This is a genomic window from Luteococcus sp. H101 (assembly GCF_038433155.1).
In the GTDB taxonomy this organism is placed as follows: domain Bacteria; phylum Actinomycetota; class Actinomycetes; order Propionibacteriales; family Propionibacteriaceae; genus Luteococcus.
In genome coordinates this window covers 33862-46648 of sequence record NZ_JBCDMW010000030.1, presented here as the reverse complement: position 1 = coordinate 46648, position 12787 = coordinate 33862, and the positions used below count along the sequence as shown (strand labels likewise).

The window sequence follows — 12787 nt, the reverse complement described above, 5'->3', positions numbered from 1 at the left end:
CAACCTCTGGCCGACATTCGAGATCCCGGAACCGCCGTAGATTGGGACGCATGGCCACCTCCGCCACGGCGCCAGCCACCAGCCGCTGGCCACACCACGTCGAATCCGCCCTGCTCGCGGTGCTCTTCTGGATGCTGGGTGCCGCGCTGTTCTTCCTGATCGCGGAGGACCTCTACCCGGACCTGGAGAACATCCCGCCACGCGATGAGGCGCTGCTCGGGATCGACACATTGCTGGGCCTGGTGGGTTGCCTGCTCGTGCCCTTGGTGCGCAGCCGCCGTCGACGCGTCGCCGGCGGCGCCGCGCTGGTGCTGATGCTGTTCAGCGCCGTGTCGATGTGGGTCTTCGCCCCGGTCGTGCATGCCCTGGTCACCGTCTCGTCCTGGCGGGACCGGCGCTGGCTGGTGGTCGTCGACGTCGTCGCCATCGTGGCTGGATTGGTGTCCCTCGAGGTGATGCCGGGTTCCTCCTTCACCCTTGGGCAGGCCTCCGGGATGGTGGTGATGGTCGTCGTGCTGAACCTGTGGGGGCTCTACCGCGGGCAGAAGGCGGCGCTGGCGGACTCCTATCGGGTCCAGGCGGAGACCCTGCGTCGCGAACAGGCCGCGACGGTGGCGATGGCTCGCGCGGAGGAGCGCACCGCCATCGCCCGCGAGATGCACGACACCCTCAGCCATCGGTTGGCCGTCATCTCGCTGCATGCCGGTGGGCTGTCGGTGCGCCCGGACCTGCCGGTGGAGCGGATCACCGAGACCGCCTCCCTGATCCAGGCCACCGCGCAGTCCGCCAGCGAGGAGCTGCGGGACCTGCTCACCCTGCTGCGCGAAGACACCGCGGACCGTGCGCTGCCCACCACCCTGGCGGACCTCGACGCCATCCTGGCCGGGGGGCGTGCTGCCGGGTTGCGGGTGGCCTGCGACGTCGACCCCACCGTGCGCGCCCGGTTGGCGGAGCTTCCCGTCGGCCGGTCCGCGGCCCTGGCCCAGACCGTCCGCGAGGGCTTGGCGAACTGCCTCAAGCACGCCCCGGACCAGCCCGTTGCCGTCGCAATCACCGCGGACCAGAGCGGTGCGACGGTCCTGGTCTGCAACCCCCTGTCCCGGCGCGACACGGGACTGGCCGGCGGCCATGGCCTGGTGGGGCTCGACGAGCGGCTCCGGTTGGCGCGTGGCCGGCTGCGGCATGGCGTCGTCAGCGGGAACCACGAACTGGAAGCATGGGTGCCATGGACGTGACCACGACGCTGCTGCTCGTCGACGACGAGATGCTGGTCCGGGCGGGCCTGAAGATGGTGCTGGACGGCAACCAGGGGATCAGTGTCATCGGTGAGGCCGCAGACGGCCTGGCCGCGGTGCAGGCCGTCGAGGCGCTGCGGCCCGACGTGGTGCTGCTGGACATCCGGATGCCCGGGATGGACGGCATCGAGGCGGTCCGCCGGATCAGCGCACTGCCGCAGGCCCCGGCCGTCGTGATGCTCACCGCCTTCGACACCGAGGACTTCGTCGCCGATGCCCTGGACGCCGGCGCGCAGGGCTTCCTGCTGAAGAGTGCCCCGCCGACCGAGCTCGTCGACGCCGTGCACGCGGCCGCCCGCGGGGAACTGCCGTTCACCCCGGAGGTGCTGCGACGGGTGGTGGGGCTGGCCGCGCGCACCAGCCAGCCGCGGCACGAGGCGTCGGTGCTGGCCGAGCTCAGCGAGCGGGAGCTTCAGGTGGCGCTGGGTGTGGCCGACGGGTTGGCGAATGCAGAGATTGCGGAGGGCCTGTTCCTGTCCCTGGCGACGGTGAAGACCTACCTCAACCGCATCTTCGACAAGACAGGCGCCGACTCCCGGGTGCAGCTGGCCCTGCTCGTCGAGCGCGCCCGGATCACCGGGAACCTGCCCGGTTGATCGCCCTCAGACCAGACCCAACTCCGCGAAGGCCTTGGCCAAGCCGTCGTGGTCGACGGGAGCCGTGACCAGGTCCGCCAGTGCCTTCACCTCGTCGGGGGCCTGGCCCATCACGACGGCCGTGCCGCAGGCGCGCAGCATGGGGATGTCGCTGCGGGCGTCGCCGAAACCGATCAGCTCTTCCGTCCGGGCTCCCAGGTGCTCGGCCAGGGCGCGGACGCCGATCTCCTTGCTGATCCCCAGCTGGCCGATCTCGCCGAACTGGTCCGGTTCGGTGTTGGCGGACCAGCTCCCCACCGAGGCCCGGCCGTCGAAACGCTCCTGCAGGTCCGGGAGAAGGTCCACCAGGCTCATCCCGTCGGCCATCAGGAAGCTGATCTTGTTCACGTCATAGTGGCCACGGGAGGTGTCGTAGACCATGGCGGGGAAGATCGAGCGCACCCATTCGGGGCTTCGGCCCAGCCGCCGTGCCGCGCGCTCGGGCAGGTCCGGGCTGCCGAAGAGCCCGGAATTGCACTCCAGATAGAAGGGCAGGTCTCGTTCCTCCAGCCAGGCGATGGCCTGTTCCACCAGCGACTGGTCGAGGACCTGGTGGTGCACGACGTGCCCGTCCACCTCCACATAGCTGCCATTGCCGCCGATCATCCCGTCCAGGCCCAGCTCCCACAGGTGCGGGTAGACCTCGGCCTTGGCGCGGCCGGTGCAGATGAACAGCCTGTGCCCGTTGGCCTTGGCCCGCCGCAACGAGTCGGCGGCGCTGCCAGGGACGCTCGTGTCGTAGTCGACGATCGTCCCGTCGACGTCGAGCAGCAGGACGTGGGGTGTGGTGCGGGTGGTCATGGGGTCTCCTGAGGGGCGGTGCGGACGCGTTCGTCGGAGGTGAGGCGGGCGATGTGCATGGCCAGATAGGTGGTCTCGCTGGCGGAGACCGTCGTCCCCAGCCTCAGCGCCAGGATGGCGGCGACGGCATGGGCGCTGCGGGTGGCGTCGGGGAAGCTGGCCGCCAGCGATGCGGCCAGCGGGTCGATGGCATCATCCAGCTGGGCGGCGTCGTGGGCGCGGACGAAGAAGTAGCGCAGGTGCGTGATGAAACGGGCCGCATTGGCGCTGTCGCGGTCCAGCGGCCGCCCGATGGAGCTCTCGACGACGTCGAAGATCTGCGAGAAGACGCCGGTCATCTGGTAGGTCTTCGACAGGTCACCAGTGTTGAAGGACGCGTTGACCAGGTGCAATGCGATGGGCAGGGCCTCGTCGTCCGGCAGCGGAGTGTCCACCTCGGCATTGATCCGGGCGACGACGCGTTCGGCCAGCTCCACCTCCCGCGGGTACAGGTGCACCACCTCGGCGCGCAGCGGATAGTCCACCTCCAGCCCGGTACGGGCCCGTTTGATCGCGAAGCTGAGGTGGTCGGCCAGCGCGACGACGGTGCTGGATGGCAGGCTCCCCAGGTCATCGCGCACGGTCTCCAGCGAACGGGCGGCCAGGTCCAGGTGCTCCGGCGGGATGGCGGCCAGCAGCTGGCCGAAATTGTCCGGATTGCGACCCTCGTCGGGTACGAAGGTGCGGATCACCTTGGCGGCCTCCACCGGCTGCCCGGCCTTCTTCTGGAAGCCCAGGCCGCGTCCGGTCAGCACCACCTCCTGGCCCACGTCGTTGCGGGCCAGCACCACGTTGTTGTTGAAGACGCGCAGGATCTCCATTGACCAATCTTCTCAGGTGCGGGTTGTTTGTCGGGGGCCTTGATGGGCTGGGCGCCCCACCCGGCCCCGGTACCCGAGCCTGTCGAGGGGGACCTCGACAGGCTCGGCCGGCGGACCTCAGCGCAGGCTGGCGCCGTTGCTGGCGATGACCTCGCGGTAGAAGTCGAAGGACTTCTTCCGGTAGCGCTCCAGGGTGCCGGTGCCGTCGTCATTGCGGTCGACGTAGATGAAGCCGTAACGCTTGCTCAACTGCGCGGTCGAGGCACTGACCACGTCGATCGGGCCCCACCACGTGTAGCCCAGCAGGTTCACTCCGTCGGCGATGGCCTCGCGCACCTGCACCAGGTGGTCGTTGAGGTACTGGATCCGGTAGTCGTCCTCGACGGTCTTGACACCGTCCTTCTCCACCAGGACATCCTTGGCGCCCAGGCCGTTCTCGACGATGAACAGCGGCTTCTGCCAGCGGTCCCAGTAGTCGTTGAGCACCAGGCGCAGCCCGACGGGGTCGATCTGCCAGCCCCATTCGGAGGCGGGCAGCGTCGGGTTCGGGACCCCGGCGAAGATGTTGCCGGCGCCCTTCTCGATGCTCGGGTCGGCCGACGCACAGACACTCACGTAGTAGCTGAAGCTGACGAAATCGACGGTGTGCTTGAGCGTCTCGCGGTCGGAGTCGGTGATCTCCAGCTCGACGCCCAGCTCGGCCAGCTTGCGCAGGAAGTAGCCCGGGTAGGCGCCGCGGCAGTGCACGTCGCCGAAGGCGTAGTTGTCGCGCTCGAGCAGCTTGCCGGCCAGCACGTCGGCCGGGGCCGGGGTGAGCGGGTAGGCGGGCATGGACAGGATCATGCAGCCCACCTGCAGTTCGGGATCCAGCTCGTGGGCAATCCGGGTGGCGGCCGCGGAGGCCACCAGTTCGTGGTGGATGGCCTGGTAGAGCTGCTGCTGGGACAGCTGTTCCTTCGGTGTCCAGATGCCGCCCGACATCAGGGGAGCGTGCAGCACGGAGTTGATCTCGTTGAAGGTCAGCCAGTACTTGACCCGCTTGCCGTAACGCTCGAAACAGGTGCGGGCGAAGTTCTCGTAGAAGCCGATCAGGCGGCGGTCCACCCACCCGTCGTAGGTCTTGGCCAGGTGCAGCGGCGTCTCGTAGTGGCTCAGTGTGACCAGCGGCTCGATGCCGTGCTTCTCGCACTCGTCGAGCACCCGGTCGTAGAAGGCAAGACCGGCCTCATTGGGGGTGTCCTCGTCGCCTTGGGGGAAGATGCGGCTCCAGCCAATCGAGAAGCGGAAGACCTTGAAGCCCATCTCCGCAAACAGGGCGATGTCGTCGGCGTAGCGGTGGTAGAAGTCGATGCCCTCCAGCTTGAGGTTGTCCGGCGTCGGTTCCTCGGTGGGTGGGGCCATGATGCCCTTGGGCATCACGTCCTGGATGGACAGCCCCTTGCCGTCGGCGTCGTAGCCGCCCTCGTACTGGTTGGCGGCCAGCGCGCCGCCCCACAGGAAGCCGTCGGGGAAGGTCAGTTCGGTCATGTCGTGGTTCTCCTCGTGGGTTGGGTTTTCAGGCGATGACGACGCAGGCGTCGGCTCCCGCGGTGACCGGGCCGGTGGCGCCGGGGGTCACCTCGGACATCGTGGCGGTGTTGGTGACCACGACGATGGTGGTTGGGTCGAATCCGGCCTCGGCCACCTTGGCCAGGTCGACGGTGCACAGCGGCTGGCCCTTGCTCACCGTCTCGCCCTTGGCGACCTTGGTCACAAAGCCCTCCCCCTTCATCTGCACCGTGTCGATGCCGACGTGCACCAGCACCTCCGCGCCCTGCGGGGAGCGGATGCCGAAGGCGTGGCCGGATTTCATGGAGACGATGATCTCGCCATCACAAGGGGCGACGATGGTGCCGTCGGTGGGCGCCACGCCGAAGCCGGAGCCCATGGCGCCCGAGGCGAAGACCTTGTCCGGGACCTCGGTCAGCGGCACCAGGGTGCCGGCGACCGGGGAGCCCAGGGTGATGGCCCTGCCGGTCAGGGGAGCGGGGGTGGCATCGGCGTCGTCGACTACGGGATCTGGCAGTACGTCGGCTACCTCGTCGGCCTGCTCGCGGTCGACGAATAGCAGGGTAAGCACGAAGGCGATGGTGACCGCGGCGGCGCAGCCGATCAGCTGCATCGCGAAGGAACCGACCTTCGTGAACCCAGCCAGCCCGAGGAGGCTGGGAAAGACGAACTGATCAGCAGCATTCCCACCCATGGCGGCGATCATGCCGCCGACGGTGCCGCCGGCGATCCCGAAGTAGAACGGCTTCTTGAGGGGCAGGTTGACGCCGTAGATGACGGGTTCGGTGACGCCGGCGACAAATCCCGACAAGGTTCCGGCTGTCGCAATGTCACGACGCTTCTTGCTCCGCGTGCGCAGCGCCACCGCTGTGGCCGCGGCGGCCTGCGCGAGGACGGCGGAGACTAGCGGCGCGCTGAGTTTGGTGTATCCCTGCGTGGTGAGGTCATTGAGGATGATCGGCACGAAGCCCCAGTGCAGGCCGAAGAGCACGAAGACCTGCCAGAGGCCACCCATGATCGCACCGGCAGCCCAGGGCGCGACGCGGAAGAGGTAGTTGACGCCGGCGGAGATGCCGTTGGATGCGGCGATGGTGACCGGACCGACGGTGATCAGGATCAAGGGGACCATGATGGCGATGGTGACCAGCGGGGTCATGAAGTTGCGGAGCCAGTCGGGCAAGAGCTTGCTGAGGAGTCGCTCCAGATGACTCTGGAGGTAGACGCCAATGATGATCGGGATCACGGAGCTGACATAGCTCATCATGGTCACCGGGAGGCCGAAGAACTCCACTGGAGTGCCAGCAGTGTTCAACGCAACGATGGACGGGTATACCAAGGCTCCGCCAATGGCCATGGCGGTGAACTGGTTGGCCTTGAAGCGTTTGGCTGCGGTGAAGGCCAGGAAGATCGGCAGGAAGTTGAACAGTGCATCCGCTGAGGCGTTCAGGATGGTGTAAGTGGTGCTGGTGGTGCTGATGATTTTGAAGGTGGTGGCCGCGGCCAGGAAAGCCTTGTACAGGCCGGCTCCTGCCATTGGCCACAGCAACGGCAGGAACAGGGAGCTGATCAGCTGGATGAACTGGTTCAGCAGGTTCCCCTTGGGGCCGGTATCCGCGTCGGCCGCGGCGTCCCCGGTGAGCTTGGAGATCTCACCCAGCGCGGCGTAGACCTTGGGGACGTTGTTGCCGACCACCACCTGGTACTGGCCACCGGCCTTCATCACGGTGATCACACCGGGGATTTTCTCGACGGCCTTGTCATCGGCCAGCGACTCGTCGCGCAGCTTGAGCCGCAAACGGGTGGCGCAGTGTGTCACGCTGGCGACGTTGGCCTCCCCGCCCACCGTGGCGAGGATCTCCTCCGCCGTCTTCCTGTAGTCAACCGACGCCATTGCCGGGTCCTTTCCTGTGTGCCTTGCCGGATGTTCCGGCCCGGGAAACAAAAAAGACCCAGAACACGGTGAAGTGTTCCGGGTCTTGCCCCAGTCGGTGACTGGGTAACAATCCTGGTGTCCCCTTGCGGGAACGATGCCTACATTAGACCATGCGGTCAGGAGCTTGTGAAGGGGGTGCCATGGAGTTCGAGTTCAGCGCCGAGGTCTTCGAGTGGCGCGGCCCGGCACCCTTCCACTTCGTGCGCGTTCCAGACGACGTCGCCGAGGACATCCGGCTGGTCGTCGCGCAGGTGACCTACGGCTGGGGCATGGTCCCGGTCTCCGGGCGGATCGGCCAGACCACCTTCACCACGTCGCTGTGGCACCGCGAGGGCGGGTATGTGGTTCCGCTCAAGGACGCTGTGCGACGGGCGGAGGGGATCGAGCTCGACGACGTGATCACCGTCTGGCTCCGCCTGGGCCGGGAGTGAGCTGGGCCTTCCCACAGCGAGGCGCCTGGGGTCACCGCGAGGCGGCAACCACCACCTTGAGGTGGTTCCACCCACCTCAAGGTGCGCCGTGCCGCCTCAATGTCTCCGGCCGGGGATACTGGGGGCGTCACGGCGTCGGACGAAAGGGGTCCAGATGGACAAGCGCGTCGCCCTGCTGCGCGGGATCAACGTCGGCAGGGCCAACCGGGTGGCCATGGCCGAGCTGCGGGAACTGGCCACCGAGCTCGGTCTGACGGACGTCGCCACCCACCTGCAGTCCGGGAACCTGATCTACGGCTCCGCCGCGACCCCCGCGGAAGACCAGACTCTCCTGACCGCCGCGTTGACCGAACGGTTCGGCTTCGAGATTCCGGTGGTGGTGACGGACCGGGAGACGGTCACCCGCGTGCTGGCCGAGCATCCCTTCGCCGACGACGACCCGAAGAGCGTCCACGTCGGTTTCGCCTCCGGCCCGCTGCCGGACACCCTGCTCGATGACCTGGTGGCCCTCGCTCGGGAGTGGGAGCGCTTCGAGGTCCGCGGTGACGTCCTGTTCGCGGACTTCGGGGGCCGCGTCCACGACTCCCGGGTCGCCAACAAGCTCGCCCGCCTGGTCAGCCCCGGCTTCATCACCCTGCGCAACCTGACGACGGTGCGAGCCATCGCCGAGAAGTTGGGGTGAGGCCCATGCCCAGCGATTCCCGCGCCCAGATCGGCGAATTCCTGCGCTCCTGCCGGCTGCGCGCCCAGCCCACCGAGGCCGAGGTGCGCCTTGGCCCATCTCCCCGGCGAGTGGCGGGCCTGCGTCGGGAGGAGGTTGCCGCCCGGGCGGCGATCAGCTTGGACTACTACATCCAGCTGGAGCGCGGCCACGTCGGGGAGGTGTCGGACAGCATCCTCGGTTCGTTGATGGCTGCCCTGGGTCTGGATGACGTGGAGCGGCAGTACCTCGCGGACCTGTTGAGGGGGGTGCGTCTGCGCCCCTCGGATGCGCCCCCGGCTGTCAGTCCCGGGCTGATGGACACGATCGACCGCCTGTCCACCGTCGCGGCGACCGTGCGTGACCACCGGATGAAGCTGCTTGCCGCCAACGCGCTGGGTGCGGCGCTCTTTCGTCGGGTCGCCGAGGTGCCCGACGACAACATCGCCCGGCACGTCTTCCTGGACCCGCGCACAGCGGAGCTCTACCCGGACCTACCGGTGCTGGCGGACGAGGCCGCTGGCACGTTGCGCACGTCACTGGCCAATCATCAGGACGACGCCGAATTGCTGTCCTTGATCGAGGACCTGAAGGCCAGTCCGGACTTCGTCGCCCGCTGGGAGAGCCACCGGGTCCTGCGCACCGGGCCGGGAGTGCAGCGCTTCCGTGACCCCGACGTGGGAGACCTCACCCTCCAACGCGACCAGTTCGCCGTCCTCGACGGATCAGGTCTGGTGATGAACCTCTACCGCCCCCATGACGCGTCCCAGGAACCGGCTTTCGCCTCCTTGGCCGAGGTGGATCTGGGCACGGGGCAGCGTCTGCTGAGGTGAGACGCCTGACGGGTGGAGGCGCCGGGTGGGGTCAGCAGCACCCCCTCCGCGGCTTCTGCCGCCACGTCCTCGAAGGACATGATGGACGTGGCCCGCCGGACCCACCTCCGCCATTCCGGACGGCCGCAAGGAGGATCGTGTCCCAGACCACGCAGCAGAGCACGGCGAAAGAGCCCAGCACCACTGATCGCATCTCCCGTGACCCGAGCCAGCCTGTCCCGACGCGACAGCGGCGTCCCGAGTGGCTCGCCTTCCTTGCCGCCACCCTCGCCCTGGTGACCGCCTTCGTCGCCTCCGCCGCACCGTTGCCGCTCTACAACACCTACCGGGCCCAGAATGGCGTCACCACCGCCGATCTCTCGCTCACCGTCGTGGCCTACTTCCTGGGCACCATCGGGGCCCTGCTCTGCCTGGGCCGGCTGTCCACCCATCTGGGCCGGAAACCGGTCACCATCGCCACCCTGATCCTGGTGATGGCGGGGTGCCTGGTGCTGCTCCGGGTGGATTCGGTGCTGCCACTGGTGGCAGGGCGTTTCCTGATGGGCGTGGGTTGCGGCATGGCCTCCAGCGCCGTGATGGCCTTCGTGGTGGACGCGGCGCCCCCCGAGCCGCCGTGGCTGGCCACGCTGATCACATCCCAGGGGCCCAATGTCGGGCTGACCCTGGGGGCCTTCGGCTCTGGCGCGCTGGTGGACCTGGGCCCCGCGCCCCGCACCACCGTCTTCATCACGATGGCCGCGCTGCTCGCGGTCAGCCTGGTGCTGGTCCTGCTGGCGCCCGAGACCCATCCCCGTACGCCCGGGGCGCGGGCGTCGCTGCGGCCGCAGGTGGCGTTGCCGCGGCAGGCGCGCCGCCTGATGCCGGTGGCTGCCATGAGCTTCATGGCAACCTGGGCGCTGGGCGCGGCCTACCAGTCACTGGGGCCGAGCATCACCCAGGACTACCTGCATACGGACAAGGCCCTGGGCATGGCCCTGGTTTTCGCCTCCTACATGGTCCCGGGCGTGCTCGGGGCCCCCTTCGGCAGCCGTTTCCTGCCCGCGACGGCGCAGCGGATCGGGATCAGTGGTTTCCTGGTGGGAGCGGTGGGCCTGTGGGCCAGCCTCTTGGGCGGCTCGATGGTGGGCTTCATGCTCTTTGGCGCCCTGGCCGGGTGCTGCCAGGGGATCACCGTCACCTCAGCGATCCGTGGTCTGATGCACGGGGTGGCCCCGGCGGACCGGGCCAGTGTCCTGGCCGCGATCTACCTGACCTGCTACCTGGGTGCGATGGTGCCCAACCTGGTGATCGGCCAGTTGACCAAGCTGTTCAGCCTGCCGCAGGTGATGACCGGTTTTGTCGCGATGGCCGTGGTGGCCGCCGTGATCACCTGGTTGTGGGCCCGGAATCCCGACGGACTGGCTGCCTAGACCGACTGCCGCGGACGGCGGTTCTGCAAGGTCAAGCGGGGGCAGCGGGAAGCAGTCGTGCCACATGCAACGCGAGGTAGGCCGCCTCGTCGTCGCTGAGTTGCGTCTCCAGCCGGGCCTCCAACAGGTAGCGCAGTTTGCCTGCACAGACCGTCGCCTCCGGGTAGGCCCGGGTGATGGCCTCGGCCAGGCCGGCTCCGTGCTCCACGAGTTGTTGTCCGGATGCCACCCGGCTGAACAGGTAGCGCAAGTGGGTCACGAAGCGTGCGGCGCTGGGGGACTGACGGTCGATCGTCACTCCGAACTGGGCCTCGATCACCTGGAAGACTCGCGAGAGGTCCTCGGTCATGGTCATCGCCATGCCGGTGCCCGGGCCGGCGAACTGGGCGTTGACCAGATGCATGGCGATGGCCACGGACTCATCCTCGGACAGCGCGACGCGCAGCAGACGGCTGGCCAGCGGGACTGCACGTTGTCCGACAGCCAATTCGCGCGGGTAGAGCTGGGTGACCTCCCAGGCGAGAGGGATGGCCACCGGCAGGTTGTCCCGTGTGCGCTGCACCGCAAAGGCCAGATGGTCCGCCAGGGGCAGGATCAGGGATTGTGTCACTGGAAGCCCCAGTTCGACGCTGGCCAGCTCGGCGATGGCGGTGGCGGCTCGCACACAGTCCAGTGGAACATCGGCCAGGAAGGTAGCCAGCTGTTGCCGTCCGTCGGGGGAACCGGCAATGAAGAACTGCTCGACCTGGTTGGGGTCGAGCACTTCTCCGCGACGGCGGCCGGACCCAAGGCCGCGGCCGAGGGCGACTACCTCCTGGCCGTCCTCGGCCTCACACAGAGCCGCATTGTTGCCCAGCACGCGCTTTACGCGCAGGTTCGGAGCGCTGGCCCCTGAATCCGAGCTGCCCGGGTCAGGCCAGCTTCTTGCCATTGGTTGCGATGACCTCCCGGTACCAGCCGAAGCTGTCCTTGCGAATGCGGGCCAAGGTGCCCAGATCAAACTCGTTGCGGTCAACATAGACGAAGCCGTACCGCTTGGCGACGCCGGAGTGGGTGGAGATCAGGTCAATCGCAGACCAGGGGCAGTAGCCCATCAGGTGCACGCCGTCGCCAATGGCCAAGGCCAGTTGCTCGATGTGCTGTCTGTAGAAGTCGATGCGGTAGTCGTCATGGACCGCCCCGTCGACCAATTCGTCGTGAGCGCCAATGCCGTTCTCAGTGATCAGCAGCGGCAACCGGTAGCGGTCATGGAGGCGACGCAGCGTGATCCGCAGACCCACCGGGTCGATCTCCCAGCCCCACGCATTGGTTCGCAGGTGCTCATTCTTCACCGCCCGATACAGACCGACCTCTCCGCGCACCACCTGCTGGTCCCCGGCACGCGACTGCAGGTCGGTGGCGTCGCCCCGTGAGGCGCCCACTGTGTGGGTCGCGTAGTAGTTGAAGGCGATGAAGTCCGGTCGACCGTCGCGGAGCACCTGCTCATCCTCCGGCTCGAAAGCCGGCTCCAGACCGCGGTCGACGAGGTAGCGCCAAGCGACCGGGTGGTACCTGCCGTGGACGGCGACGTCCAGGTACATCAGGTTGCGTACCGCGTCCCAGTTGTCGGCCGCCAGGACATCGTCCGGATCCGGAGTCGCGGGATAGATGGCGATGATGTTGGGTGCCGGTCCGATCTTCGCATCGGGAACCATCTGGTGCAGCAGCGAGGTCACCCTGGCGCCAGCGAGGAACATGTGGTGGTTCTGCTGGTAGATCGACTTCTTGTCGGTCTGGCCCGAGCGGCCGGTACTGCCGACGGCATCGCCGTGCAGCACCATCATGTTCTGCTCATTGATGGTCAACCAGTACTTGACCTTCTCACCGAGCGCCTCGAACAGGATCCGGGCGTACTCGACGAAGGCAACCACGGTCGCGCGGTTGCCCCAACCTCCCTGATCATCCAAGGCCGCCGGAAGGTCGAAGTGGTAGAGCGTGACCACTGGTTCGATTCCATTGGCCAGCAGTTCGTCGACCAGGTCCCGGTAGAAGTCCAGACCGGGCTGGTTCACCTCACCCCGGCCGCTGGGCAGCACCCGGGTCCAGGCGATGGAGAAGCGATAGGCTTTCAGCCCGAGCTCGGCCATCAGGGCAACGTCCTCGCGCATCCGGTGGTAATGGTCCGACGCGACCTTGTAGTCGCTGGTGCCCTCGGGGAAGTGCTCCCTGGTGTCGACGATCGACGGACCCTTGCCGTCGGCATCCCATCCCCCCTCCACTTGGTAGGCGGAGGTAGAGGCGCCCCACCAGAAGTCCGCGGGGAAGGGCTTGGTCTGCGATGTGGTTTCCATGGTTTCTCCTGT

12 protein-coding genes are annotated in these 12787 nt (G+C 67.7%); 6 read left to right on the top strand and 6 right to left on the bottom strand.

Features of this window, described 5'->3' with window-relative positions:
* Positions 1-50: 50 nt before the first annotated feature.
* The gene (locus AAEX60_RS12800) at positions 51-1235 is read left to right on the top strand and encodes a sensor histidine kinase (protein ID WP_342103950.1); all 1185 of its coding nucleotides are present in this window, start codon (positions 51-53) and stop codon (positions 1233-1235) included.
* Positions 1226-1891, top strand: coding sequence for a response regulator transcription factor (locus AAEX60_RS12795; protein WP_342103949.1), 666 nt, complete (start codon positions 1226-1228; stop codon positions 1889-1891). The genes AAEX60_RS12800 and AAEX60_RS12795 overlap by 10 nt, the downstream gene beginning before the upstream one ends.
* Positions 1892-1897: 6 nt before the next feature.
* On the opposite strand, the gene AAEX60_RS12790 is transcribed toward AAEX60_RS12795, so the two are convergent.
* From AAEX60_RS12790 to AAEX60_RS12775, 4 genes are all read right to left on the bottom strand, one after another.
* Entirely contained in the window at positions 1898-2731 is an 834-nt protein-coding gene (locus tag AAEX60_RS12790; protein WP_342103948.1) for an HAD family hydrolase, read from the bottom strand.
* Entirely contained in the window at positions 2728-3591 is an 864-nt protein-coding gene (locus tag AAEX60_RS12785; protein ID WP_342103947.1) for a PRD domain-containing protein, read from the bottom strand. Before AAEX60_RS12785 ends, AAEX60_RS12790 begins: the two co-directional genes overlap by 4 nt.
* 117 nt (positions 3592-3708) lie before the next feature.
* The gene (locus AAEX60_RS12780; protein ID WP_342103946.1) at positions 3709-5118 is read right to left on the bottom strand and encodes a glycoside hydrolase family 1 protein; all 1410 of its coding nucleotides are present in this window, start codon (positions 5116-5118) and stop codon (positions 3709-3711) included.
* 28 nt (positions 5119-5146) lie between these two features.
* Positions 5147-7030 carry a beta-glucoside-specific PTS transporter subunit IIABC gene (locus tag AAEX60_RS12775; protein WP_342103945.1) on the bottom strand — a complete coding sequence of 628 codons (1884 nt, stop codon included), beginning with the start codon at positions 7028-7030 and terminating at the stop codon, positions 5147-5149.
* A 182-nt stretch (positions 7031-7212) separates the two neighbouring features.
* On the opposite strand from AAEX60_RS12775, the gene AAEX60_RS12770 reads away from it, so the two are divergent.
* The 4 genes from AAEX60_RS12770 to AAEX60_RS12755 all read left to right on the top strand — a co-directional run bounded on the left by AAEX60_RS12770 (position 7213) and on the right by AAEX60_RS12755 (position 10445).
* A complete protein-coding gene (locus tag AAEX60_RS12770) occupies positions 7213-7503 on the top strand; it encodes a DUF1905 domain-containing protein (protein ID WP_342103944.1) in 291 nt (96 codons plus the stop codon).
* 154 nt (positions 7504-7657) lie between these two features.
* Positions 7658-8185: a DUF1697 domain-containing protein gene (locus AAEX60_RS12765; protein ID WP_342103943.1), complete on the top strand. Its 528-nt coding sequence runs from the start codon at positions 7658-7660 to the stop codon at positions 8183-8185.
* A gap of 5 nt (positions 8186-8190) precedes the next feature.
* Complete coding sequence (locus tag AAEX60_RS12760; protein ID WP_342103942.1) at positions 8191-9036, top strand: helix-turn-helix transcriptional regulator; 846 nt, start codon at positions 8191-8193, stop codon at positions 9034-9036.
* Between the two features lie 137 nt (positions 9037-9173).
* Complete coding sequence (locus AAEX60_RS12755) at positions 9174-10445, top strand: MFS transporter (RefSeq protein ID WP_342103941.1); 1272 nt, start codon at positions 9174-9176, stop codon at positions 10443-10445.
* A gap of 31 nt (positions 10446-10476) precedes the next feature.
* On the opposite strand, the gene AAEX60_RS12750 is transcribed toward AAEX60_RS12755, so the two are convergent.
* Together AAEX60_RS12750 and AAEX60_RS12745 are read right to left on the bottom strand one after the other, a co-directional pair.
* Entirely contained in the window at positions 10477-11376 is a 900-nt protein-coding gene (locus AAEX60_RS12750; RefSeq protein ID WP_342103940.1) for a PRD domain-containing protein, read from the bottom strand.
* On the bottom strand, positions 11357-12775 hold the full coding sequence (locus tag AAEX60_RS12745; protein WP_342103939.1) for a glycoside hydrolase family 1 protein: 1419 nt from the start codon (positions 12773-12775) through the stop codon (positions 11357-11359). Before AAEX60_RS12745 ends, AAEX60_RS12750 begins: the two co-directional genes overlap by 20 nt.
* Between the last annotated feature and the right edge of the window lie 12 nt (positions 12776-12787).